18 protein-coding genes are annotated in these 24,105 nt (G+C 62.1%); 13 read left to right on the top strand and 5 right to left on the bottom strand.

Going from position 1 to position 24,105, the window contains the following annotated elements; genetic code table 11:
- Positions 1-3 precede the first annotated feature (3 nt).
- From KW838_RS02715 to KW838_RS02705, 3 genes are read right to left on the bottom strand one after another with little or no spacing between them, the layout of a single operon-like run.
- On the bottom strand, positions 4-1,398 hold the full coding sequence (locus KW838_RS02715; RefSeq protein ID WP_218500282.1) for a hypothetical protein: 1,395 nt from the start codon (positions 1,396-1,398) through the stop codon (positions 4-6).
- The gene (accC, locus tag KW838_RS02710; protein WP_218500281.1) at positions 1,395-2,804 is read right to left on the bottom strand and encodes an acetyl-CoA carboxylase biotin carboxylase subunit; all 1,410 of its coding nucleotides are present in this window, start codon (positions 2,802-2,804) and stop codon (positions 1,395-1,397) included. Before accC ends, KW838_RS02715 begins: the two co-directional genes overlap by 4 nt.
- Positions 2,804-3,271 carry a biotin/lipoyl-containing protein gene (locus KW838_RS02705; RefSeq protein WP_218500280.1) on the bottom strand — a complete coding sequence of 156 codons (468 nt, stop codon included), beginning with the start codon at positions 3,269-3,271 and terminating at the stop codon, positions 2,804-2,806. The genes accC and KW838_RS02705 overlap by 1 nt, the downstream gene beginning before the upstream one ends.
- Positions 3,272-3,467: 196 nt before the next feature.
- Between KW838_RS02705 and KW838_RS02700 the strand changes: the two genes are divergently transcribed.
- The 10 genes from KW838_RS02700 (at position 3,468) to KW838_RS02655 (ending at position 17,194) form a co-directional block, all read left to right on the top strand.
- Entirely contained in the window at positions 3,468-3,692 is a 225-nt protein-coding gene (locus KW838_RS02700) for an acetyl-CoA carboxylase biotin carboxyl carrier protein subunit (protein ID WP_102699883.1), read from the top strand.
- Between the two features lie 5 nt (positions 3,693-3,697).
- On the top strand, positions 3,698-4,408 hold the full coding sequence (locus tag KW838_RS02695; protein ID WP_218500279.1) for a GntR family transcriptional regulator: 711 nt from the start codon (positions 3,698-3,700) through the stop codon (positions 4,406-4,408).
- A gap of 65 nt (positions 4,409-4,473) precedes the next feature.
- Complete coding sequence (locus KW838_RS02690) at positions 4,474-6,033, top strand: class I adenylate-forming enzyme family protein (protein ID WP_218500278.1); 1,560 nt, start codon at positions 4,474-4,476, stop codon at positions 6,031-6,033.
- Complete coding sequence (locus KW838_RS02685; protein ID WP_126045445.1) at positions 6,030-7,610, top strand: acyl-CoA carboxylase subunit beta; 1,581 nt, start codon at positions 6,030-6,032, stop codon at positions 7,608-7,610. Before KW838_RS02690 ends, KW838_RS02685 begins: the two co-directional genes overlap by 4 nt.
- 61 nt (positions 7,611-7,671) lie before the next feature.
- Positions 7,672-8,946 carry an MFS transporter gene (locus KW838_RS02680; RefSeq protein ID WP_218500277.1) on the top strand — a complete coding sequence of 425 codons (1,275 nt, stop codon included), beginning with the start codon at positions 7,672-7,674 and terminating at the stop codon, positions 8,944-8,946.
- Between the two features lie 3 nt (positions 8,947-8,949).
- The gene (locus KW838_RS02675; protein ID WP_218500276.1) at positions 8,950-9,957 is read left to right on the top strand and encodes a YeiH family protein; all 1,008 of its coding nucleotides are present in this window, start codon (positions 8,950-8,952) and stop codon (positions 9,955-9,957) included.
- 179 nt (positions 9,958-10,136) lie between these two features.
- Positions 10,137-11,963 (top strand): DUF1302 domain-containing protein, encoded by a 1,827-nt coding sequence (locus KW838_RS02670; protein WP_218500275.1) that lies wholly within the window; start codon positions 10,137-10,139, stop codon positions 11,961-11,963.
- Between the two features lie 38 nt (positions 11,964-12,001).
- Complete coding sequence (locus KW838_RS02665; protein WP_102699889.1) at positions 12,002-13,360, top strand: DUF1329 domain-containing protein; 1,359 nt, start codon at positions 12,002-12,004, stop codon at positions 13,358-13,360.
- Positions 13,361-13,529: 169 nt separating this feature from the next.
- Positions 13,530-14,606, top strand: a complete 1,077-nt coding sequence (locus KW838_RS02660; RefSeq protein ID WP_218500274.1) for a YCF48-related protein — start codon at positions 13,530-13,532, stop codon at positions 14,604-14,606.
- A gap of 29 nt (positions 14,607-14,635) precedes the next feature.
- Entirely contained in the window at positions 14,636-17,194 is a 2,559-nt protein-coding gene (locus tag KW838_RS02655) for an RND family transporter (protein WP_218500273.1), read from the top strand.
- Between the two features lie 31 nt (positions 17,195-17,225).
- On the opposite strand, the gene KW838_RS02650 is transcribed toward KW838_RS02655, so the two are convergent.
- On the bottom strand, positions 17,226-18,032 hold the full coding sequence (locus KW838_RS02650; RefSeq protein ID WP_218500272.1) for a lytic transglycosylase domain-containing protein: 807 nt from the start codon (positions 18,030-18,032) through the stop codon (positions 17,226-17,228).
- Between the two features lie 335 nt (positions 18,033-18,367).
- On the opposite strand from KW838_RS02650, the gene KW838_RS02645 reads away from it, so the two are divergent.
- Positions 18,368-19,315 (top strand): lactate dehydrogenase, encoded by a 948-nt coding sequence (locus tag KW838_RS02645; protein ID WP_218500271.1) that lies wholly within the window; start codon positions 18,368-18,370, stop codon positions 19,313-19,315.
- Between the two features lie 54 nt (positions 19,316-19,369).
- Positions 19,370-20,848, top strand: a complete 1,479-nt coding sequence (locus KW838_RS02640; protein ID WP_218500270.1) for a DASS family sodium-coupled anion symporter — start codon at positions 19,370-19,372, stop codon at positions 20,846-20,848.
- A gap of 372 nt (positions 20,849-21,220) precedes the next feature.
- Here the strand turns inward: KW838_RS02640 and KW838_RS02635 are convergent, their stop codons facing one another.
- Positions 21,221-22,354 carry an aminotransferase class V-fold PLP-dependent enzyme gene (locus KW838_RS02635; protein ID WP_218500269.1) on the bottom strand — a complete coding sequence of 378 codons (1,134 nt, stop codon included), beginning with the start codon at positions 22,352-22,354 and terminating at the stop codon, positions 21,221-21,223.
- A 287-nt stretch (positions 22,355-22,641) separates the two neighbouring features.
- Between KW838_RS02635 and KW838_RS02630 the strand changes: the two genes are divergently transcribed.
- Positions 22,642-24,096, top strand: a complete 1,455-nt coding sequence (locus KW838_RS02630) for a DUF1254 domain-containing protein (RefSeq protein ID WP_218500268.1) — start codon at positions 22,642-22,644, stop codon at positions 24,094-24,096.
- Positions 24,097-24,105 lie beyond the last annotated feature (9 nt).

The following is a 24,105-nucleotide window of genomic DNA, read 5'->3' as shown; positions in this document are numbered from 1 at the left end:
ATGTCACCCCTTGCTGTGTTCGAGATGGATGGACAGGCCCGGGCCTGTGACACTCAGTACGGTGTAGCCGGGCCAGCGTTGCAGCAGCCCTTGGGTCAGGGCTTGCTCGGGGGTGCGGATTTCATACTCAAGCTTCTGAAACGGCGGCAGTGCAGGGCAGCCGCAGATCAGGGCGGCCAACGCATCATCGGTGGACAGATTGATCGGACGGCACGGCGTCGCGACGGCGCCGATGCGTTGTTGCAGGCTGGTCAGTGACGTGTCGATCGGGCCGTAGCAGCCCTGCAGCCAGCGGCGCAAGGCGGGTTGCAGCGTGGCATAGCGTGGTTCGGCATCCAGATGTTCGAGTGCCTGTCGTGCAATCGCTTGCGCGAAGGGCGGCAGCATCGGCGGGTTGCCCAACTCCTGGCGTATGCGCGTGCACTCGCGGGCAAACCCGAACAGATCCGCCAGGCGTCCGCGCGAACGCAAGGCCTGCATGGCGTCGGCGGCGATTTCGCCTGGCAGTTGATGTTCGTAAGGTGCCAGGTCGAATGCCCAGGGCTGGCTTTCGGGGAAACCTTGCTGATCCGCCACGGCGGCGAACTGGGCCTCGGCTTCTTTTATACGGTCCGGGTCCGGGGCTTGCAGCGACAGTTCGAGCAACGCCGCCGAGCGCACCAGCAGGGGCAGCGCAGGCGTCGATGCACCATTGGCGACACAAGGCAGCGCGGCATCGAGGCGATCGATGCCCAGTCGAATCGCCTCCAGTGCAACCTGCGGGCCGAGTCCGGTGTGGCAGCGAGTGTGCAGATCCAGTGGCGTGCCATCGAGGCCATCGCGCAGTGCTGAAAGCAACCCGGGCAGGCGATCGACATGCAGCAGGCCGGCTTCGTCGCGCAACATGATGCGCTGTGCGCCGGTCTGGGCGAGTCGTGCAGCAGAGGCCGAATAGTGGGCATCGCTGTGCTCATGATCGTCGACGTAGGGCAGGGCGGCGATGACGCTCAGGCCGTTGGCCAAGGCCATTTGCACAGCGCTGTCCAGACGCTGGAAATCCAGCTGCGGATCGATCAATACAACCTCGCTGATGCCATTCCGGGCGAGCAATCGCAGCCAGGTGTTCAGGGCCTCGCCCGACAGCACATCGAAATAGCCATGGGTCGCCAGCAGATTCACCGTGGCGCGCAGCGGCGTGCCATTGGCGCGCTCGCGCAGCGCAGCAACGCGTTGCAGCGGGTTTTCCTCACGGCTGACGCACTGGGCGATCACCGCCGGGCTCAAGACTTCGATGGCGGCAAGACGTGCGTGCCCCAGCGAGTTCATCGTCCCCAGCAACATCGCGGTGCTGGCGGCACCGCCCCAGACGGCGGTCTGGCCGTCACTGAGGCTGACATCGACCAAAGTAGTCATGCTCATGCGCGCTCCCTGGCTTGTTTCAACGCCTGCTTGCGGGCCGGTACGAACACGTCTTCGACCCAGCGTGTGGTGACGCGGCCGGCGACGAAATCCGGATGATCGAGCACGGCGTGGTGGAAACTGGCGGTGGTCGACAGGCCGACGACTTTCATGTCCTCCAGCGCCTTGCGCATCAGCACGATCGCTTCACTGCGCGTCGGTGCATGCACGATCAGTTTGGCCAGCAGCGAGTCATAGAACGGCGGCACGGTGGCGCCGCTGAAGCAGTGGGTATCGACGCGCACGCCCTGGCCCTTGGGTGCCAGCCACTCGCTCACCAGGCCGGGGCTGGGCAGGAAATTGCGGTCCGGGTCTTCGGCGTTGATCCGGCATTCGATGGCGTGACCGCTCAGTTTGACGTCGGCCTGAGTGAACGACAGCGGCAGGCCGGCGGCGATGCGGATCTGCTCGGCCACCAGATCGAAGCCCGTGATCATTTCCGTCACCGGGTGCTCGACCTGGATGCGGGTATTCATTTCCAGGAAATAGAACGTACCGTCGCGGTCATCGACCACGAATTCGATGGTACCCGCGCCGAAGTAACCGACGTTTTTCGCCAGACGCACGGCGCATTCACCCATTTGCTCACGGGTTTGCGCGGCGAGGCTCGGGGAGGGGGCTTCCTCGATCAACTTCTGGTGACGACGCTGGGTCGAGCACTCGCGTTCGCCCAGGTGCACCACGTTGCCGTGGCGATCGCCCATGATCTGGATTTCGATATGCCGCGCCAGCTCGATGAACTTCTCGACGTACAGGGTCGGATCGCCAAAGGCCGCCTGGGCTTCCGAAGAAGCCGAGCGGAATGCCGCCTCGGCCTCTTCATCGCTGCGCACGATGCGCATGCCACGTCCGCCGCCACCGGCGGTGGCCTTGAACAGCACCGGGTAGCCGATTGCGCTGGCGATGCCGCGTGCGGTCTCGGCATCGGCCACCGCATCGGAGCCGGGGACGCGCGGCACTTCGGCTTTTTCCGCCAGACCGACGGCGGTGATCTTGTCGCCCATCGAATCGATGATCTGCGCCGACGGACCGATGAACGCCAGCCCGGCGTCTTCGCAGGCCTGGGCGAAATGCGAGCGTTCGGACAGGAAGCCGTAGCCGGGGTGGATGGCGTCGCAGCGATGCTCCAGCGCCGTACGGACCAGCAACTCGGCGCACAGATAGCTTTGCGCGGCGGGCGGCGGGCCAATGATCACGCACTGGTCGGCCAGGCGGGCGGCCAGGCTGTCGCTGTCGGCTTCGGACACCGCCGCCACCGATTCGATACCCAGGGTCTTGCAGGCTCGCACGATGCGAACGGCGATTTCGCCACGGTTGGCGATCAGGACCCGACGAATGTCGCGGGTTGCCACGGGAATGCTGCTCATCAACGAGCCTCCGGTTCAATAATCATCAAGATCTGGTCGCGCTGAACCATCTGCAGGTCCTGGGCGACGATGCGCACCACACGGCCCTTCACCGGGGAGGCGAGGGTGTTGAAGAGCTTCATGGCTTCCACCAGGCACAGTGGCGCGCCGGTTTCCACCAGGGTGTTTTCTTCAACGAACGACGCCTGGTCGGGGCTGGGTTTGCGATAGAAGGTGCCCATCATGGTCGCCCGCACGGCCACCTGGCCCTCGGCGATTTCAGGCGCGCTTGCGGCTGCCGCAGGGGCGGCGGCCGGTGCGGTTGTTGCCGGCGCGGCGCCTTGGGCAGGCGCCAGCGAGCGCTGGATCGTGCCGGATTTGCTGGCGGTCAGCGTGGTGTCACCGACGCGGACTTCAAGGAAGTCCAGATGGGTCGTGTGATCCAGGATCTCCAGGATTCTTCGTGCTTCTTTATGTGTGAGCGACATGCCTCGGCCTCTTGTTGTTCGAATTGCCTGGTCGGATAAAAACATCGAAACGTAGGATTGTCAACAATCGTACAATCATGTAATTTGCAGTTCGTGAGCCAAGGCGTTCGCACAGCGCTGGATACAAAAAGCGTAGCCCGCGACGGCCAGAGGCCTGGCGATTTCAGAAAACAGTGGTGTTTTGGAGGGGGCGAGAATGAGTACAATCGCGGTTAAGTCGGATGTCGCGGGTACGGTGTGGCAGATTCATGTCCGCGAAGGCGATATCGTTGAAGAAGATCAGACCCTGGTCATCATGGAGTCCATGAAGATGGAAATCCCGTTGATGGCGCTCGAGTCGGGTCGAGTAGTGAGTGTCCTCGTTGCCGAAGGCGACGTAGTGAAAGATGGCCAGGATGTTTTGCTGATGGAGTGCGATTGAAGTCTATGTCAATGAATGCAGGTTCGGCGTCGGCCGCCAAGGGCGGTAGTGCAATAGGTATCACGCGGGCCGGTCGCCAGCGCGTTCTGACGATGCCGGAGCAGATTGCCGAGAGCATTACGCTGGCGATTCTGCGCGGTGAATACGGGCCGGGCGATTCGGTGCGTGAGCAGGAGCTGGCCGATCACTTCCAGGTCAGCCGTGGTCCGATCCGCGAAGCCCTGCGCATTCTCGAAAAGGTCGGCGTCGTGACCATCGTGCCGCAGCGTGGCGCGCATGTGACTTCATTGAGCAGGCAGGAAATCGACAACCTGTTCGAGATCCGCGCCGTGCTGGCCGGGTTGCTGGCCAAGTACCTGGTCGATCTCGATGCAGCGCTCGTCAACCAGATGGACGCCATCGTCACCCGGCTTGAACTGATCGCCGGGCAAGCCGATGCACTGGACGAGTATGCCCAGGGCAGTTATCGCCTGAGCACGGTGTTGTTTCAGTCCTGCGGCAACAAGCAGTTGGCAGAACTGATGGGTGCACTGGCGATCCAGACCGCACGCTACACCCGCTTGGGCTTGCGCTCACCGGAGCGTCGCCAGGCTTCCGCCGTTTATTGGCGCGGGTTGGTCGAGGCACTTGGGCAGAACAACAGTAGCGCCGCCGGCAACCTGATGGTCGAGCTGATCAACGCTTCCCATCAAGCGGCATTGAACCACTTGGAATAACCGTACACAGGGGGCACAACACTCCCTAGTGCTGTGTCTAATTGTCGACAATAAGACAAAATATCATGACAAAAAAACGCACCGCAGGACTCATGCTCAGTTGGGCAGCCCGGCAACACCGCGGCCGCACCTCGCTGATCTTCGGCAACAGGGCACTGACTTACGACGAGGTGGAGGCGGGCAGCAACCGTCTCGCCCACGCCCTGATTTCCCTTGGCTTGCAAGTGGGGGAGCGCGTCGCCGTGTTGCTCGACAATTCGCCTGAAGCGATAGAAAGCGTTTTCGCTGCAGAGAAGGCCGGCCTGGTCTACGTGGCGCTCAACGCCCGGCATACCTTGGCCGAGCAGATCGCGATCCTCGACGACGCCGGCGCGAGCCTGCTGGTGGCGGGGCCGGAATTTCGCGAGATCAGCCTGGGGGTCATGGGTCGCGTCGAGAGTCTGCGTCATGTCATGGCGCTCGACTGGCAGGCACCGCAGGTGCTGGATTACCGTCAGCAACTCGCCTCGATGCCGGCCTGTGCGCCCAATGTCCAGGTGTCGCCCGACGCCTTGCTGCGTATCGCCTATACCTCGGGCACGACCGGCAAACCCAAGGGCGTCACCTATACGGTCAAGCGTTGGTACGAGCGCCTGACCAACCATTTCTACGCCATGGAATACAGCCTGGGCGTGACCGATGCGATGTTGCACGTCGGTCCCTTGACCCATGCCGCCGGTGTGCACCTGTTGCCGTGCTACTTGCGGGGGGCGCGCAATGTGATCCTGGAGAAGTTCGAGCCGCTGGAAACGCTGCAACAAATCGAACGCCAGCGGATCACGCAAATGATGTGCGTGCCGACCATGCTCACGCGTTTGCTCGACACCCTCGACAGCGGGGTCGCGGCCGATCTGTCGTCGCTGCGTTGCATCCATTACGGGACCGCGCCGACTTCCGTCGACCTGATCCGCCGGGCCATGGCGCGGTTCGGCCCGGTGATGCGCCAGCAGTACGGAATGACCGAGGCCGTGCAGCCGCTGGCGGTGCTGTATCCGTACGAACACGCAGAGGATGGCGTGCTGCGCTCCTGCGGCAAACCGACTGCCAACGTGCAGATCACGGTGCGCGACGCCCAGGGTATAGAGAGGGCGGTGGGGGAAATCGGCGAGATCGCCATCGCCACCGATGGCATCGGCGAAGTGTCGTTCTGGCGCCGTCCCGATCTGGAAGCCGAGGCGATCCGTGATGGCTGGTACTACTCGGGCGATCTGGGTTACCTCGACGAGCAGGGCTTCCTTTATATCGTCGGGCGCAACAAGGACATGATCATTTCCGGTGGCTTCAACGTCTATGCGCGGGAAGTCGAGGACGCCCTGGAAAGCCATCCGCAGGTGCTCGAAGTCGCGGTGCTCGGATTGCCCGATGCGGAGTGGGGCGAGCGCATCGCAGCGTTCGTCGTGCGCCGCGAAGGCACCACCGTCGACAACGAAGCTCTCGGCATTCACTGCGCCGCGCTGATCGCCGGCTACAAGAAACCGCGCCTGATCGAGTTCGTCGACGCCCTGCCGCGCAACAACGCCGGCAAGGTGGTTAAAAACATTCTGCGCGACGACTATCTCGCGCGCCTGCAGAGGAAATCGTCATGAGCACGCCTGTTGCCCCTGAATGGTCCCGGGAACTCGCCGACATCCGCGCTCGCCGCGAAGTTGCCTATGCATTGGGCGGCCCGGAAGCAGTGGAGAAGCATCATGCCCAGGGCAAGCTCACGGCGCGTGAACGCATCGGTCACCTGCTCGATGGCGAAAGCTTTGAGGAATTCGGCATCCTCGCCGGTGCCGTGAAATACACGGCCGAGGGCAAGATCGCTTCCGCCACGCCGAGCACGGCGGTGGTTGGCGTGGGCAAGATCGAGCAGCGACGCACCGTGGTCGCGGCGGACGACTTCACCATTCGCGGCGGATCGTCGGAGGCGGCGGTCGCGGAAAAGTGGATCTACGCCGACCGTTATGCCTGGGAATACAAGCTGCCGATCATTCGCATGATCGACAGCGCCGGCGGCAGTGTGAAGCTGCTCGACAAGCTCGGCCACACCAAGATTCCGGGTTATGCCTTGCTGCCGATCACCAATCTGCTGGGCGCCGTGCCCGTTGTCGGTATCGCCCACGGTGCTTGTGCCGGCCTCGGTGCGCTGCGGGTCGCCGCCTCGCACCTGTCGATCATGGTGCGCGGCCAGAGCCAGGTGTTCGCGGCCGGCCCGCCGGTGGTGAAGCAGGCGTTCGGCGTCGATATCGACAAGAACGACCTCGGCGGATACGACCAGGTGCATCGCCACAGCGGCATGATCAACCTCGCGGCCAACAGCGACGCCGAGGCGCTGGACCTGGCCAAGCGCTTCCTGTCGTTCCTGCCGGGCAATGTCTGGGAGCAGCCACCGCGCGCGGCATCGACCGATTCCCCCGGTCGCCGCGACGCCTGGCTCAACGATGCGATTCCCCATGACCGGCGCAAGATCTTCAACCCGCACAAGATCCTCAAGTCGCTGGTGGACAAGGACAGCCTGTTCGAGATGTCCCCGGATTTCGGCGCGTCGACCATCACCGCGTTCGCCCGTCTCGACGGCTACCCGGTCGGGATCATCTGCAACAACCCGCGGGTCGGCGGCGGTGCGCTGACCCGTGCGGCGGCGCTCAAGCAGACCCGTTTCATCGACCTGTGCGACACCTTTCATCTGCCGATCATCTACCTCGTCGACCAGCCTGGGGTGATGACCGGCCAGGAAGCCGAAATGCAAGGCACGCTGATTGCGGCGATGCAGGCAGTGCATGCGATCGAACAGGCGAGCGTGCCGGTCATCACTATCGTGCTGCGCCGCTGTGTCGGCCTCGCCGGCGCCATGGTCAGCCCCTGGCACGGCCCGACGGGTACCGCCTTGCCGCACCGGTTTGCCTGGCCTTCGGCGCAGTGGGGCTCGATCCCGATCGAGGGTGGCGTGGCCGCCGCCTACAAGCAGGAAATCGCAGCCGCGGACGACCCGCTGGCCCGGCGCAAGGAACTGGAGGCCCATTACCAGGCCCTGGCGTCACCGCTGCGTACCGCCGAGCGTTTTGGCGTGATCGACATCATCGAGCCGGACAGCACGCGTCCATTGCTGTGCAACTGGGTGGGTGACGCGTATCGCATCACCGCACTTTCCCTGGGGCCGAAGCGGCGGACCATGCGCTAGTCCTGGCAGGACGAGCGGCATCCGGCCTTACCTTCATAACAACAACTCAAAGGTACAGACGATGTTCTGGAAAAAGAGTCCTTGCGCCGTTTTGGCAACGCTGATGGTGATTCACCTGCTGGCCCAGGTGGACCGCAACATCCTGCTGGGCTTCGCCCCGCAAATCACCGGCGAGCTGGCGATCAATAATGCCCAGTACGGCTTTCTGGTCGGCGCGGTCTGGGTCCTGAGCTACGGGGTGATGGCGGTGTTTCTCGGCGCCCTGGCCGACCGGCACAGCCGGCCACGGGTGATCGGTGCCGGCATGCTGGTCTGGAGCGCCTGCACGATTGCCTCAGGCTACGTGCAGAACTTCGAGCAAATGGTGGCGGCGCGTTTTCTGGTGGCCACCGGTGAAGCCGCGCTGGTGCCTGCCGCCACGGCACTGTTGATGGAGTTGTTCTCGGAGAAGCGCCGGGGCACGGCGATGGGCCTGTTCTACCTCGGCATTCCGCTTGGCATCGGTTGCAGCTTTTTGTTGGCGGGTACCCTTGGCGCCGCCCATGGCTGGCGCACCACGTTCCACTTCCTGGGGCTTGCCGGGATTGTCATCGGCCTGCCGTTGATGTTGATGAGCGACAAACGCAGCATCCACGCCGTGCAGGAGCGCGGCGCGTCCCTGACGACGCAGATGGCCGCGGTGTTAGCGGAGCTGCGCACTAACCGCGTGGTGCGCTACACGGTGGCCGGTTTCGTGTTGGCGCATCTGGTCTATCCGGGCATTTCGTTCGCGCAATTGTGGATCGCCCGCGAACGCGGCATGGACCCGGCGACCATCGCCACGACCATGGGCGTCATGCAGATTGTCTTCGGTTCGCTGGGCGCATTGGCCGGTGGCGTCTTGAGCGATCGCCTGGCCCCGCGTTTCAAGGGTGGCCCCGCCAGTGTGCTGGTACTGCTGGTGCTGGTAAGTGCGCCGTTCATGATCGCTTATCGCCTGGTGCCGACGGATTCGCCACTGTTCTACGTCGGCATGGCAGTGGGCATTTTCATGTTGATGTCGCTGTACGGTTGCGCGACCACCGCGATCCAGGGTGCGGTGCCTGTGCGCATGCGTGCGACGGTCATGGGTTGCTCGATGTTGCTGTTGAACCTGTTCTCGGTGGCGCTCGGCACCTTTGTCGTGGGCTGGATCAGTGATGTGCTGACGACTGCCGGCGTGGCTTCGCCGCTGAGCCGTGTGTTGCTGGTCAGCGACATTCTGGCGCTGCTGCTCGGTGGCTTGTTCTTTTATGTGGCGGCGCGGATCAAGCGTGAAAGCACGCGTGCGCTGCCGGCCATGGGAATCAAGGTCTAGCTTATGTCCAGGTCCGCCGTCATTCAGTTTCAGTCGGTTGTCAGCCAGTACCTGCCGGGTGTGCTGGCGAGCATTGTCGTGGCGATTGCCGCGCGCTTCCTGGCTGATCAATACCACGCGCCGGTGATGCTGTTGGCGCTGCTGCTCGGCATGGCCATGAATTTCCTGGCGGCGGGGCCGAGCAAGCCGGGTATCGACTTCAGTGCCCGTGAAATCCTGCGGGTGGGCGTGGCCCTGCTGGGGCTGCGCATCTCCCTGGAGCAGATTGCGGCATTGGGCTGGCATCCGGTGCTGATCGTTGTGGTGTCGGTGGTGGTGACCATCGTGGTGTCCATGCTGGCGGCGCGCGCCATGGGTTTCAACGTGCTGTTCGGCCTGTTGTCCGGTGGTGCTACGGCCATTTGCGGTGCTTCGGCGGCGTTGGCCCTGGCGGCGGCGTTGCCGGCCCATCATGCCAAGGAGCGCGCGACGCTGTTCACGGTGATTGGCGTGTCCAGCCTCTCGACCCTGGCGATGATTGTCTATCCGGTGATTGCCCGGGCGCTCGGTCTGGACCCGCTGCAGGCCGGGGTGTTTCTCGGCGCCACCATCCATGACGTCGCCCAGGTGGTGGGCGCCGGGTACAGCATGTCCCATGACATCGGCGATACCGCCACGGTGGTGAAACTGATGCGCATCGCCATGCTGCTGCCGGTGATCGTCTGCGCGGTGTTGATCACCCGGTCCCAGGGCGGGAACGACACCGGTCAGCGGCCGCCGTTGCTGCCCTGGTTTGCCGTGGCCTTCGTGGTGCTGGCGACGGTCACCAGTTTCGGCTGGTTGCCTGCGGCGGTGCAGAACCTGGGCAATCAGATGTCGAGCTGGTGCCTGGTGGTCGCGATCAGCGCGCTGGGCATGAAAATCCAGCTCAAGGAGCTGGCCACGGTGGGGCTCAAACCCATTGTGTTGATGGTCGGTGAAACCGTGTTCCTGCTGGGGCTGGTGTTGCTGTTGATACGACTCGTCGGTTGAGTCGGGTCGTTCCATACCGCGCAGGATGCTGAGTCCGGCGGTATTGATCGGGTTACTTGAATGAATCGAACACTCCCCTGATGGGGATAAGAGTGGTGAGCACTGTCGCGCCCGAATCGGGTGGCCAGATGTTTTTTCATGAACATAAAACAACAACAAGAAAAGATCGGAGCCAACGTATGCGGATCAATAAAAAACTCGGTGTGGGTGTGTGGGAGCCAACACTGCTGGCCTCTGCGCTATTTATCGCGGCAGTGCCGGCGGCTCATGCCTTTGAACTCGATACCGGAAATGAAGACTGGACGGTACGTTTCGACAACACTTTCAAGTTCAACTATGCCCAGCGGGTGGAAAGCCCCAACAGCAAGTTGGCCCGGTCATGGAACAACAACGACGGTAACCGCAACTTCTCTTCGGGCAGTGCGGTGTCCCAGCGCCTGGACGTGCTCTCGGAACTGGATGTGGCCTACCAGAAGAAGATGGGTTTTCGCGTCAGCACCAACAGCTGGTACGACCATGCCTACGACAATGTCGGCAGTGACAACGCGGCGACCAACCAGTTGAACAATGGGCGCCCGGATTCGCGCCATGTCAGCGGCTATGTCGATCGCTATTACAACGGGCCGTCGGCGGAAATCCTCGATGCCTTCGTTTTCGGCAGCGCGGAAATCGGTGACGAGTCGATCCTCAGCGCCAAGCTCGGCAAGCACACCCAGTACTGGGGCGAGAGCGTCCTGGCCTTCGCCCACGGCAACAGCTACGGCCAGTCCGGCCTGGACATCACCAAGGCGCTTACGGTGCCAGGTACCGAAGCCAAGGAATTGTTCATCCCGCGCAACCAGCTGTCGATGAGCTTCACGGTCAACCCGGAGCTGACCCTGGGTGCGCAGTATTTCCTCGACTGGGACGCTTCGCGCCTGCCGGAATCCGGGACCTATCTGGGCTTCAACGACGGCATCCAGAACGGCGGGCACAACCTGTCGCTGATCGGTGGCTTGAATCCGCGCTTCGGTACGCCCGGACCCTTGGGGGCGAACCAGTTCCTGCGCCTGAGCAATGGCCATACCTTTACCCCGGACAAGCATGGCGACTTCGGCCTGATGGCCAAGTGGAGCCCGGAATGGCTGGAAGGCACGCTCGGCGTCTACTACCGCAAGACGTCCGACATCCTGCCCAACCTGGTGCTGCAACCGACCGCTGTCGGCCCGGCGCAGCTGATCTCCGGCAACATCGGCAGCTACAACCAGTTCTACGTCGATGACATCGATATCTATGGCCTGAGCCTGTCGAAAAGCGTTGGCGATGTCAGCGTCGGATTCGACCTGAACTACCGCGAAAACATGCCGCTGGCCAGTGTGCCGGGCACCGTCAATGCGGCGGCGGCCGCCGCCGGGGTGCCAGGCTTCATCGGCAGCTTCAACGGGGAAAACGGCGTGGCGCGCGGCAACACCGTGCACGCGGTGCTTAACGGCCTGACGACTTTCGGCGACACGCCGCTGTGGGACAGTTCCTCGTTGCTGGTCGAGCTCGGCTACAGCCGCTGGCTGAAAGTGACCGACAACAAACAGCTGTTCAAGGGTGAAGACTGGTACCACGGCACCGACAAGGTCACCCGCGACAACTACATCATCGGCGTCAACTTCAACCCGACCTGGTACCAGGTGTTCCCCGGCGTCGATATGTACATGCCGATGACCTACAACGTCGGCCTCAATGGCAACTCCGCCGTGCAGCTGGGCGGCAACGAAGACTCCGGCAGCTACTCGGTCGGCGTCGGCTTCGACATTCGCAACCAATACCGCTTCGACCTGAAATACGTGGACAACTTCGGTCCATTCGATACCTGCAGCTCACCGGGCAGCGCAGGCAGTCAGGGCGACGGCTCCGCACCGGGTGTGAACGGACAGTACAACTGCACGCCAGGACAAACCACCGCCTTCGGCGGTACTCCGGCCCAGCTCAAGGATCGCGGCATGGTGACGGCCACCTTCAAGACAACTTTCTGATTCGCGATTGCTTAAAACCCAATCAGGAGAACGACACAATGAAATGCATGCACACTCTGTTGACCGCCTCGGTTGCGCTGGCCTTCGCCGGCCTGGTCCAGGCCGCCGTACCCGCCGCCGACGCCGCGAAACTGGGCAGCAGCCTGACCGCCGTCGGCGCCGAGAAGGCCGGCAATGCCGACGGTTCCATTCCGGCCTACAGCGGTGGGCTGACCAGCCTGCCGGCAGGCTTCAAGGCCGGTGACACTTTCCGCCCGGATCCATACGCCGGCGAGAAACCCTTGCTGGTGATCGACGGCAAGAACGTCGCGCAGTACAAAAACCAGCTGACCGCCGTCACCGTCGAACTGGCCACGCGTTTTCCAAGCTTTCGCGTCGAGGTCTACCCGACCCACCGCAGCGTCGCGCTGCCGCAAAGCGTGCTGGACAACACCCTGAAAAACGCCACCGGCGCCAAGTCGCTGGAAGGCGGTAACGCGATCGAGAACGTGCTGCCTGGCGTGCCGTTCCCGATCCCGCAGTCGGGCGCCGAGGCCATGTGGAACCACCTGTTGCGCTATCAGGGCGTGGCTTATTCCACCAAGTACGATTCGTGGAACGTGGATTCCTCGGGCTCGCAGAACCTGGCGACCAGCGGAGAGGTGGTGAACTCGTTCCCGATATTCGAAGACCCGGACAAGGTCATCGATGGCAAGGACACCTACTTCCAGACCCGCCTGTTGTATACGGGCCCGGCGCGCCGTGCAGGCGAGGCGATCATGCTCAAGGACGCCGCCAACCCGCTGGCGCAGGCACGCCGTGCCTGGCAGTACTTGCCCGGGCAACGCCGCGTGAAGCTGGCACCCACCCTGGCCTACGACACGCCAAACCCGGGCACCGCAGGTTCCGGCACTTATGATGACGTTTATGTCTTCAACGGTGCGCTGGATCGCTATGACTGGAAACTGGTCGGCAAGCAGGAAATGATCGTGCCGTACAACGCCTACGCCCTGAGCTATCTCAAAGACACGAAAACCTTGACCACCCCGAATCACCTGGCGCCGCAGTTCGTGCGTTGGGAGAAACATCGGGTGTGGGTTGTCGAGGGCACGCTGAAGGCGGGTGCCCGTCACGTCTATAGCAAACGTCGCTTCTATCTGGATGAGGACAGCTGGGTCGCTCTGGCATCGGATCAGTACGACGCCCGTGGCCAGCTCTATCGCGGTTCGTTCAGCTTCCTCTCGCAAAGCTACGACGTGACCACGCCCAACACCACGCCGCACGTGATCTACGACCTGGTCGGCGGTACCTACAACATCAACGGCCTGTCGGGCGCCTACGGCGGCATCAAGTACATCGCGCCGCTCTCCAAGGCGCAGTGGTCGCCGGATGCGCTGGCCGGTAACGGTATTCGCTAAGCCAAGCGCAAGCAAACGCTCGCACGATCCACTGTAGGAACGAGCGGGCTCGCGATGGACCAGAGGGCGACGTGGGCATCCAGACAGCACGCGTCATCGTTCACGACCATCGCGAGCCAGCTCGCTCCCACATGACCTGCACGACGCGGTTTTCCGAAGAGGACGCAGCATGTGTTCATATAAAAACAATAGTTTGCGTTTGGCGTTAGGCGTTGTGCTCGGCCTGTCGCAGGGCATCACCCAGGCGGCCGATTACGTCGATGTGCTGGACCTGCCCGCCAGGGCCAGTGCATTGGCCGTGCGCAGCCCGTTGCTGGACGTCGCCAATGCCGGGCAACGGCTGGTGGCGGTCGGGCAGCGCGGGCACATTCTTTATTCCGACGATTGCGGCCAGCAATGGCAGCAGGCGAGCGTACCGGTCAGCAGTGACTTGAGTGCGGTGTATTTTGCTTCGCCGCAGCAGGGCTGGGCCGTCGGCAACGATGGCGTGATCCTGCACAGCAGCGATGCCGGCGTGACCTGGAACAAGCAACTGGACGGTCGACAGATCGGCGCGTTGCTGGTCAGGCATTACACGGCGCTGGCCACTGCCGAGCCGGCCAATGAGCAGTGGCCGCTGTTGGTCGCTGACGGTCAACGGCTGGTCGAGGAGGGCGCCGACAAGCCGCTGCTCGACGTCTGGTTCGCCGACGACAAGGTCGGCTACGTGGTCGGGGTGTTCAACCTGATCCTGCGTACCGAGGATGGCGGCCAGAGCTGGACGCCGTTCCAGGACCGTACCGACAACCCGCAGAACTTTCACTTGAATGCCATCGCCTCGACCGGTGATGCGCTGTACATCGCCGGCGAGCAGGGCCTGCTGCTGAAATGGGAGGCGGCGCAGCAGCGTTTCGCCGCCCTGGCTACGCCCTATCAGGGCAGTTTTTTTGGCGTCGTCGGCAAGCCTGGGGAAGTCGTGATCTACGGCCTGCGTGGCAATGCGTTGCGCAGTACCGATGGCGGGTCGAGCTGGACGCCGTTCGACACCGGGCTGCAGGTCAGCGTCACTGCTGCCGCGATTGATGCCCAGGGTCACTATCGCCTGTTCACCCAGGCGGGGCACATGCTCGCCGATCAGCGTGACAACGCCCAATTGCAATTGATGCCGCAACAGAACCCGTCACCGGTCGCCGGTGCCACCCTGGCCGTCGATGGTTCGCTGGTCGTGGTGGGTACGCGTGGCGCACGTGCGCTTCTCAAAGAATAAGAGCCAGAACATAGAGCGAGTACTCAGACATGGCCCCTACCAAGCAAGACAACATGCCGGTGATCCGCGACCTGCGCGATTTTGATCGGCGCTCCGGCAACCTGCTGGAACGGCTGGTGTTCAACTATCGTCCGCTGTTCATCGTGCTCATGACCCTGGCCACCCTGGTGCTGGGCTACATGGCGGCGACCCGTCTGGAGCTGCGCCCCGGCTTCGAAAAAATGATCCCGCAGAGCCAGCCGTACATTCAGAATTTCCTCGAGAACCGCCACTCGTTACGCGGCCTGGGCAATTCGGTGCGCGTGGTGGTGGAGAACACCCGGGGCGACATTTTCGACCCCGAATACCTGAACGTGCTCAAGCAGGTCAACGATGAGCTGTTCCTCACCGAAGGCGTCGACCGCGCCTGGATGAAATCCCTCTGGACCCCGGCCGTGCGCTGGACCGAAGTCACCGAAGAGGGCTTTCAGGGGGGGCCGGTCATGCCCGACAGTTATCAGGGCTCGCCCTCCGATATCGAGCAGATGCGCCAGAACATCAACCGCGCCGGCATCGTCGGCAGCCTGGTGGCCAGCGATTTCAAGTCGAGCATGTTGATCGTGCCATTGCTGGACAAGGCTTCGGCCACGGGGAGCGGCATCAACTATCACGCGTTCTCGCAAATGCTCGAGGAGCGTCTGCGCGACAAGTTCGAATACGCCGGTGACCCTGCGGCGCGCAAGGCCGGGGAGGAGGGCAAGGGTCACTACAAGGTCCGGGTGATCGGTTTTGCCAAGCTGATCGGCGACCTGATCGACGGCCTGATCCAGGTGATGATGTTCTTCGGCCTGGCCGTGGTCACCTCGCTGGTGATCATCTACCTCTACACCCGCTGTGTGCGCAGCACCTTGCTGGTGGTCGGCTGTTCGCTGATCGCGGTGGTCTGGCAGCTGGGCATCGTCGCCTGGTTGGGTTACGCCATCGATCCGTACTCGGTGCTGGTGCCGTTTTTGATCTTCGCCATTGGTGTGTCCCACGCGGCGCAGAAGATGAACGGCATCATGCAGGACATCGCCCGTGGCACCCACAAGCAGGTGGCCGCGCGCTACACCTTCCGCCGCCTGTTCATCGCCGGGGTCACCGCGTTGCTGGCCGATGCGGTGGGTTTCGCCGTGCTCATGCTGATCGACATCCCGGTGATCCAGGACCTGGCGATCACCGCCAGCATCGGTGTGGCGGTGCTGATTTTCACCTCGCTGCTGCTGATGCCGGTGGCGCTGTCTTTTGTCGGCGTCGGCAGCAAAGCCGCCGATCGTGCGCTGCAGATCGACACGCGGGCGAGCGCGCATAAAGGCTTCGGCAAACTGTGGGACAGTCTTGACCGCTTCACGACACCGAAGTGGGCCACCGGCGCCGTTCTCGTTGCAGCCTTGCTCGGGATCGGCGGATTCGTGGTCAGCCTGCAACTGAAAATCGGCGACCTCGACAGCGGCGCCCCCGAGCTGCGCGCGGATTCGCGCTACAACCGCGACAACGCCTACATCACCCAGCATTACGCACTGTCCAGCGACCTGTTCGCGGTGATGATCAAGACCCCGGCGGAGGGCTGCCTGAACTACAAGACCCTGGTGCTCGCCGACCGCCTGGCCTGGGAGCTGCAACAGTACCCAGGCGTGCAGGCCACCGCGTCCTTGGTCAACGCGGTACGGCAGATCACCGCCGGTACCTACGAAGGCAACCCCAAGCTCAACAGCATCCAGCGCAACCAGGACGTGCTGAACTATGCCGCGCAGCAAGCCTCGGTCAACTCACCGGAGTTGTTCAACACCGAGTGCTCGCTGATGCCGGTGATCGCCTTCCTCAAGGATCACAAGGCCGAAACCCTGGATGCCATGGTGGCGATTGCCGACAGGTTCGCCAGGGAAAACAGCAGCGACGATCGCCAGTTCCTGCTCGCCGCCGGCACTGCCGGGATCGAGGCGGCGACCAACATGGTGGTGCGCGAGGCCAATCGCACCATGCTGCTGTACGTCTACGCGGCGGTGACGCTGTTCTGCCTGATCACCTTCCGCAGCTGGCGGGCCACGCTGGTGGCACTGTTGCCCCTGGTGCTGACCTCGATCCTCTGCGAAGCCTTGATGGTGGCCATGGGCATTGGCGTGAAGGTGGCAACGCTACCGGTAATAGCCCTGGGGGTTGGCATCGGCGTGGATTACGCGCTGTATTTGCTCAGCGTCCAGCTGCAATACCAGCGCCAGGGTTTGCCGTTGTCCCAGGCCTACCGCAACGCCGTATCCTTTACCGGCCGAGTGGTCGGCCTGGTCGGCATCACCCTCGCCGCCGGCGTGGTGTGCTGGATCTGGTCACCGATCAAGTTCCAGGCCGACATGGGCATGCTGCTGACCTTCATGTTCCTGTGGAACATGCTGGGTGCATTGATATTGATCCCGGCGCTGTCGCATTTTCTTTTGCGTACACATCACGTCCTCGGCAAGAAAACGGACGCGGTGGCGCCTGAAGTGTCAGGTGCCGAGGCGTCGCAAGGGCTTGAGCGTTGCGACACTGACCTGGCGGGTAAGGGCAGGGTGCCCGTCAGTCGGGTGGAGTAAAGGGATATTCCGGGTGATGCGCCCTGCGGTACTAGCGATGGTTGCGATAGCGTTCGGTCAAGGACTGCACGAGGGTGACGTAGGATTGCGTCTCGGCGTAGGGAGGCACGCCGTTGTACTCGGCCACGGACGCTTCGCCGGCGTTGTAGCCTGCCAACGCCAGCACCTGGTTGCCGTTGAAGCGCTTGAGCAGCCAGGCCAGGTAGCGCACGCCGCCACGAATGTTCTGTCGTGCGTCGAACGGATCGTCCACGGCGAAGCGCTCGGCGGTGGCGGGCATCAACTGCATCAGCCCCTGGGCGCCGGCTTCGGAGATGGCGTAGGGGCGAAACGCCGATTCGGCATGTATCACGGCGCGGACCAGCGCCCGGTCGACACCATAAAGACCCGAAGCGGCTTCGATCTCCCGCCGATAGGATTGGGTGTCCAGGCGCAGTGAGGCGACCTTGAAATCCTTCGGCGCCCTGCACAGATAGCAGCCCTTGATGAAATAGAGATCTATGACATCGACCCGTGCGGAAATCCCGACGGGGCGCCGGCTCACATATTGACGAACACCCCTGTGGATGAAGGTGAACACCCGAACCCGCACCGCGCCTGAATTGTCGTCCTGCACAAGCCGGGGCAGGGCCTTTGCCTTGGCGCCGACACCGGCGCCCGCCATGCCATTGAGACGAGTGCAGCGGGCGCTGGCGATGGCTTGGCTGCTGTAGCTGATGGCTCCGTCCCTGGCTTGGCACTTGTACATGGCGCTGGCGCACAGTGGCGCGACCAGCAAGGTCAGCCCGATGCCGCCAAGAAGGCTCTTGCGAGCCCATCGCCATGCTCTGCAACTCATCACATCGCTCCGCGCCGCAGGCGCCGATCAGGCCTTGGGGCGGCTGGTCCGGGCGCTGCCTTTGGAGGGCCTGTTCCGGGTGGCCCGCCTTTTGTTCTGATAGTTATACGCCTTGTAATCGGCCTTGGGACTTGCGTTGACGTACGGGCTGCTTGCGACCCGTTGCGGTCATTGGCAATTCTCTATTGCAGCCATTCCCTGGTTGCACATCAATGCGGGCATGCACCCAGTCGATGTTGGGCTACTCTTTTCTTGCCGGTTCCCAATGAGGAACTCGCCATTGGCGGATGCCTGGTTCAGGTGTCCAATTCTCCTGGCGCGACGGGAGGCATGCGATGCGGCAACCCAAGATCGTAATCGTCGGTGCAGGATTGGTTGGCGGATCAGCAGCCCTGTTTGCGGCCGTGGCTATTCCGAGCGCCGAGATCGTCATCATCGATGTCGAGCGAGTACGGGCCGAAGGGCAGACACTGGACCTCACCCACGCAGCAGCATTCTGGGGGCACAATCGCTTCTATGCCGGTGATTACGAGAACGCACGAGACGCGGACATCATCGTAATCACCGCTGGTGTCGGTCTGAAGCAAGGGCAGACTCGTCTGGACTTGGCCAGAACCAATGCGGCCATCGCAGCGCAAGTTGTGGATCGCACTGCACCGTTGGCCCCGGATGCGATCTACGTAATCGCGACCAACCCCTGCGATGTGTTGACCAGTGTCGTTTTTGACCGCCTGCGTTGCGCGCGCGAGCGCGTTATCAGCACCGGCACCTCCCTCGACACCGGGCGGCTACGATCGCTGCTCTCCGAGCGGCTGGGCGTCGTGGCGCCTGCGATTCACGCCTACGTTCTCGGCGAACACGGCGAATCCGCGCTGATCGACTGGTCCGGCGCGACGGTCTGCGGAATGCCCCTCGATATGTTCCTGGCCAGGAGCGGCAAAGAATTGGGGCCTGCCAGCCGCGATCTGATCCTGCGCTCCGTGCACGAGGCAGCCACGCTCATCAAGGAAGGCAAGGGCGCCACCCACTATGGAGTCGCCAGTGCGATTGGGCGAATTTGCCAGGCCATCGTACATAACACCGACCTCATTTTGCCGGTCGCTGTCGTGCATGCTGAAGTCGAAGGCGTACCGGAGGTGTGTTTGTCGCTGCCGATGGTGGTCAATGGCAGAGGTGCGCAGTTACTGGCTTATCCGGAACTCGGCCCCATCGAGCGCGAGGCCTTGCAGCGCAGTGCATGCATCGTCAAAGAGGCAACCGACAGCGTGCTTCTCGCCCGTTAGGGAAATTGCGCACGCTCTGAATAAACCGAACAGTGCCGCCAAGAGGTTTATATCATGGCTGTATTACCCGCAAAGGATTCGCAACCTGCAAGCCCAGCCATGACGAAACCGACGCCATCGGAAGGGCACCTCAGTAATGTCTGGAAATTTCTCGTCCCGGTGGGCATAGGTATCGTGCTCTGGTTCCTGCCGGCGCCGGCTGGCCTCGACGTGAAGGCGTGGCACATGTTCGCCGTGTTCGTCGCCACCATCGCCGGCATCATGACCGCCCCTCTTCCGATGTCGGCGGTAGCCATTATCAGCGCTACGGTGGGCGTACTGGTTGGCGTCGTGTCCTTTGCCGATGTCACCAAATCCACGGGGACGGACCTCGTCTGGCTGGTGATGCTCGCCTTCTTCATTTCCCGAGGCGTGATCAAGACCGGACTGGGGCACCGCATCGCACTCCTGTTCATGCGGCTGCTGGGCAAGCGAACCCTGGGGCTGGGTTATGGACTGGTCATGACTGAACTCCTTATCTCGCCCGCCATGCCCAGCATCACTGCTCGCGCCGGTGGGGTGATGCTGCCGATTACCCGAGCGATGTCGGAGGTCCTCGGCAGCCATGCCGATGACCCTGAATCGCGCGGCAAGGTGGGGAACTATCTGATCCTCTGTGCCTTCCACGCCAACATCATCACCGCAGGCATGTTCATCACGGCGATGGCGGGAAATCCCCTGGCGGTCAAGATGGCCGCAGACCAAGGCGTCTCAATCAGTTGGCTCGAATGGGCGGTGGCAGCATCAGTTCCCGGTTTGCTGTGCCTTGCCCTCATTCCGTTGGCCTTGCTGTGGATTGTCCGGCCGCAGATTCGCCAGACACCCGATGCGAAGGCCCTGGCACAGAGAGAACTCCTGGCAATGGGGCCCATCTCGGCCAAGGAAATCATCATGGCGGTGATCTTCGTTGGCTTGCTGGTGCTTTGGATTTTCGGTGAGGATCTGAAAATCGGAGCGACGCTGGCGGCGGCTCTCGGTGTCTCGTTGCTGTTCATCACCGGCGTACTGACCTGGCAGGATGCCCTTAATGAGAAATCCGCCTGGGACACCATGATCTGGATCGGCCTGCTGATCATGCTGGCCTCCAAACTCAATGAGTACGGCATGGTTTCGTGGTTCGGCAAGGAGTTCGGGGCATACCTGGAAGGTTTCCCGAGGCTGGCTGTCTATATGCTGGTGGCGGCGATCTATTGCTACATCCATTATTTCTTCGCTAGCGCCACGGCACATATCAGTGCTCTGTTTCCCCTCTGCATGGCGCTTATGGTCGCTGCCGGCATCCCGCCATTCACAGCAGCGGTCGCTCTCGGCATCCTGAGCAGCGTCAACGGTTGTCTGACCCAATACGGCATCGGTTCCGGGCCGGTCATGTTCGGTGCCGGTTACGTCACTCAGGGGGAATGGTGGAAGACCGGCTTCTTGATGAGCGTCATCTACATGGTTATCTGGCTGGTCGTCGGCCCGCTGTGGTGGCAGTTGCTTGGACATGTTTGAGACGGCACTGGAGAATGGAAGTAGCCAGTCACCTGATTGATAAGGGCGGTACTGCGCTATCTGTTGACACCTATGTACGAATGCGCAGCAGTCGAGGAACTGGAGATGGATCAATCATCGCACGTTGACCTGTTACCAGTCGGGTCAGGTCAGAGCCTCTACGCTGAAGGGGTAGGGTAAAACAACGTCTGCTCCTGACCGATTTCTGCCTGTCGCCACCGTCAACCTGGCTTTCCCTTATGGTTCGAACATGACGTCCGGGCGACCAGCGTCATGTTCGTCGAAGGTCAGCGCCATGGGCCGGCAGTGCCCAGGGCAGGATGCCTTCCTGGAACTCCCACGTCCGGTATGTGCTGCGGGCAAGATGAGGGCTTAGTCAACCATCACCTCGTCCAGTGCCTGCTCGAGGGTGCTGACCGTGCGCTCGATATTGTGCAGCTTTTCGAGTCCGAACAGACCGATGCGGAAGGTCTGGAAGTCGGCCGGCTCGTCGCATTGCAACGGCACTCCGGCGGCGATCTGCAGGCCGTGGTTGGCAAATTTCTTGCCACTCTTGATGTCGGCATCATCGGTGTAGCTCACCACTACGCCAGGGGCCTGAAAGCCGGCTGCAGCCACGCTTTTGAAACCTTTGCCGGTCAACATTGCGCGAACCCGATCGCCCAGAGCCTGTTGTTCGTCGCGAACCTTGTCGAAACCGTAGGCTTGCGTCTCTTTCATCACTTCGTTGAATCGCGCGAGGGAATCGCTGGGCATGGTCGCATGGTAGGCATGTCCGCCCTGTTCGTAGGCCTGCATGATCTGCAGCCACTTTTTCAGGTCGCAGGCGAAGCTGCTGCTTTGCGTCTGTTCGATGCGCCCGAGGGCCAGGGAACTGAGCATCACCAGGGCGCAGCAAGGGGAGGCGCTCCAGCCTTTCTGCGGTGCGCTGATCAACAGGTCGACTGCGCATTTGTGCATATCAACCCAAATCGTGCCTGAGGCGATGCAGTCCAGCACGAACAGGCCACCCACCGCATGCACGGCGTCGCCGACGGCCCGCAGGTATTCGTCGGGCAGGATGATCCCCGATGAAGTTTCAACGTGGGGGGCGAAGACTATCTGCGGCTTGTGCGCCGCAATGGCTGCCAGCACTTCGTCCAAAGGGGGTGGGGTGTAGGCAGCCTGGCGACCCGTATCGACCGGTCGGGCTTTCAGCACCGTGGTAGCCGCCGGGATGTTGCCCATCTCAAGGATCTGGCTCCAGCGATAACTGAACCAGCCGTTGCGTATCACCAGGCATTGCTGGTCGGTGGCAAACTGTCGCGCCACCGCTTCCATGCCGAATGTGCCGCTGCCCGGGACCACCGCAACAGCCTGGGCGTTGTAGACCTGTTTCAGGGTCGTGGAAATGTTCTTCATCACCCCTTGAAATGACTGCGACATGTGGTTGAGCGAGCGGTCGGTGTAGACCACTGAGTACTCGACCAGCCCTTCGGGATCGATATCGGGATATAGCTTTGACATGGAGTGACTCCTTTGGCAGGGACCTCAGTGGTATCGACCCTGCCCTAAGCCTTGGCAAATGACAAGATTGTTCGGGATGGAATGGCGACTTCTGTCGAGCGGCTGGCATCATCAGGGCGTGAAGCTGCCATTAGAGAAATAACGCTGCCTGGCGAAAAAAAGAAATAAGCGCCCCTTGGCCTTACGCCTTTCCTTTGTCGAATCAGATTCCTCTGCTAGATTTTCTGCCGATGTGTTTACTGCCATAAACACGTTTATCGAAAACTCCCAAGCAAGGAAGCACCTTCATGAAAAAGACTCCTCTTTTCACCCTTGGTCTGCTCGCAACGGCGATGTTGCTCGGTGCGACGGCCGTGCAGGCGCAGAGTGAGCCGGTGGCTCAGGTGTCCGGGCCTGAGGCCGATGTGAAGGTGACCGAAACCTATGTGCGCATGATGGCGCGCGAAGCCTATTTCTGGGGTTGGCCGATGGCCAACATCTATAACCGGCGGCTGAAGTTCAAGGACCTGCCGCAAGCCGGCCTGATGGGCGGCATCGTGCCCGTGGCGCCGATCAATCATCTGTCGATGCTCACCGATTACATCTCGCCAGGTGAACGCCTGGTGGCCTGCCCGAACCAGGACGTGGTCTACGGTGCCGGCAGCATCGCGCTGGATCTGGAGCCGGTGGTCTTGCAGGTACCGGATTTCGGCGACCGGTTCTGGGTGTATCAGGTCGTGGACCTGCGCTCCGACAGCTTCGCCGAACTGGGCAAGATGTACGGCACCAAACCCGGTTTCTACCTGCTGGTGGGCCCGGACTGGAACGGCAAGGTGCCTGAGGGCATCACCCAGGTTTTCCGCGCAAAAACCAACACCGGTTTCGTGATTCCACGGGTGTTCCAGGACGATACGACCGAGGATCGCAAGGCGATCCAGCAGTATTTGTCCGGCATCGATATGTACCCGGTGTCCAAATACGACGGCAAACTCAAGCAGCGTGACTGGAGCAAGTCGCCGAAATTCCCGGCAGAAGCGGCCGGTGCCGAAGAAACCCGCTGGGTCCTCCCGGAAAAATTCTTCGATGAACTGCCGGCACTCCTGAAGGACGCCAAGCCATTGCCCAGCGAAGAAGCACGCTATGCGCAGTTGTCGGTACTGGCACAGATCGCCCAGCGTGATCCGGAGCTGAAAAAGGCCATGATCGACGAGGCGCAAAAGTCTGATGCCGAGGTGGTCAAGCCGCTGTTGCAGTTCCGCAATTATGGCAAGCAGTTGCCCAATCACTGGAGCACCATCGACAACGGCGCAGCGTTCGGCACCGACTACTTCCTGCGCACGGCGGTGGCCCGCTCGAACATCTTCGTCAACAAGCAGATCGAGACCAAGTACTTTTACCAGGACCTGGATCAGTCCGGCACGCGCCTCAATGGCGGCCAGCGCTACAGCGTGACCTTCCCTAAAGATGCCTTGCCGCCGGTCAAGGGTTTCTGGTCGCTGACTTTGTATAACGAACAGCACTTCTTCGCAGATAACCCGCTGGGCCGTTATTCCCTGGGCACCAAGAACAAATCGCTCAAGCCCAATGCCGACGGCTCGCTGACGCTGTACGTGCAGAGCGAATCCCCGGGTGCCGACAAGGAAAGCAACTGGCTGCCCGCGCCCAAGGGCGCCGATTTCTCGCTGTACGTACGCGCCTATTGGCCTGAAGCCGCCGCGATGAACGGCCAGTGGACGCCGCCAGCGGTGGTCAAGCTCAACTGAAAACCGTGC

The organism is Pseudomonas sp. PDM27 (assembly GCF_019219205.1).
GTDB lineage: Bacteria > Pseudomonadota > Gammaproteobacteria > Pseudomonadales > Pseudomonadaceae > Aquipseudomonas > Aquipseudomonas laurylsulfatiphila.
The sequence above is the reverse complement of the archived record's forward strand: the minus strand, read 5'-3'. Positions and strand labels throughout refer to the sequence as shown.

Excerpts from the sequence above, each read along its gene's own strand:
- KW838_RS02680 (WP_218500277.1), top strand. The coding sequence starts at position 7,672 with ATGTTCTGGAAAAAGAGTCCTTGCGCCGTTTTGGCAACGCTGATGGTG.
- KW838_RS02655 (WP_218500273.1), top strand. The coding sequence starts at position 14,636 with ATGGCCCCTACCAAGCAAGACAACATGCCGGTGATCCGCGACCTGCGC.
- KW838_RS02630 (WP_218500268.1), top strand. The coding sequence starts at position 22,642 with ATGAAAAAGACTCCTCTTTTCACCCTTGGTCTGCTCGCAACGGCGATG.
- accC (WP_218500281.1), bottom strand. The coding sequence starts at position 2,804 with ATGAGCAGCATTCCCGTGGCAACCCGCGACATTCGTCGGGTCCTGATC.
- KW838_RS02635 (WP_218500269.1), bottom strand. The coding sequence starts at position 22,354 with ATGTCAAAGCTATATCCCGATATCGATCCCGAAGGGCTGGTCGAGTAC.
- KW838_RS02695 (WP_218500279.1), top strand. The coding sequence starts at position 3,698 with ATGTCAATGAATGCAGGTTCGGCGTCGGCCGCCAAGGGCGGTAGTGCA.
- KW838_RS02670 (WP_218500275.1), top strand. The coding sequence starts at position 10,137 with ATGCGGATCAATAAAAAACTCGGTGTGGGTGTGTGGGAGCCAACACTG.
- KW838_RS02645 (WP_218500271.1), top strand. The coding sequence starts at position 18,368 with ATGCGGCAACCCAAGATCGTAATCGTCGGTGCAGGATTGGTTGGCGGA.
- KW838_RS02660 (WP_218500274.1), top strand. The coding sequence starts at position 13,530 with ATGTGTTCATATAAAAACAATAGTTTGCGTTTGGCGTTAGGCGTTGTG.
- KW838_RS02700 (WP_102699883.1), top strand. The coding sequence starts at position 3,468 with ATGAGTACAATCGCGGTTAAGTCGGATGTCGCGGGTACGGTGTGGCAG.
- KW838_RS02685 (WP_126045445.1), top strand. The coding sequence starts at position 6,030 with ATGAGCACGCCTGTTGCCCCTGAATGGTCCCGGGAACTCGCCGACATC.
- KW838_RS02650 (WP_218500272.1), bottom strand. The coding sequence starts at position 18,032 with ATGAGTTGCAGAGCATGGCGATGGGCTCGCAAGAGCCTTCTTGGCGGC.
- KW838_RS02640 (WP_218500270.1), top strand. The coding sequence starts at position 19,370 with ATGGCTGTATTACCCGCAAAGGATTCGCAACCTGCAAGCCCAGCCATG.
- KW838_RS02715 (WP_218500282.1), bottom strand. The coding sequence starts at position 1,398 with ATGAGCATGACTACTTTGGTCGATGTCAGCCTCAGTGACGGCCAGACC.
- KW838_RS02690 (WP_218500278.1), top strand. The coding sequence starts at position 4,474 with ATGACAAAAAAACGCACCGCAGGACTCATGCTCAGTTGGGCAGCCCGG.
- KW838_RS02705 (WP_218500280.1), bottom strand. The coding sequence starts at position 3,271 with ATGTCGCTCACACATAAAGAAGCACGAAGAATCCTGGAGATCCTGGAT.
- KW838_RS02675 (WP_218500276.1), top strand. The coding sequence starts at position 8,950 with ATGTCCAGGTCCGCCGTCATTCAGTTTCAGTCGGTTGTCAGCCAGTAC.
- KW838_RS02665 (WP_102699889.1), top strand. The coding sequence starts at position 12,002 with ATGAAATGCATGCACACTCTGTTGACCGCCTCGGTTGCGCTGGCCTTC.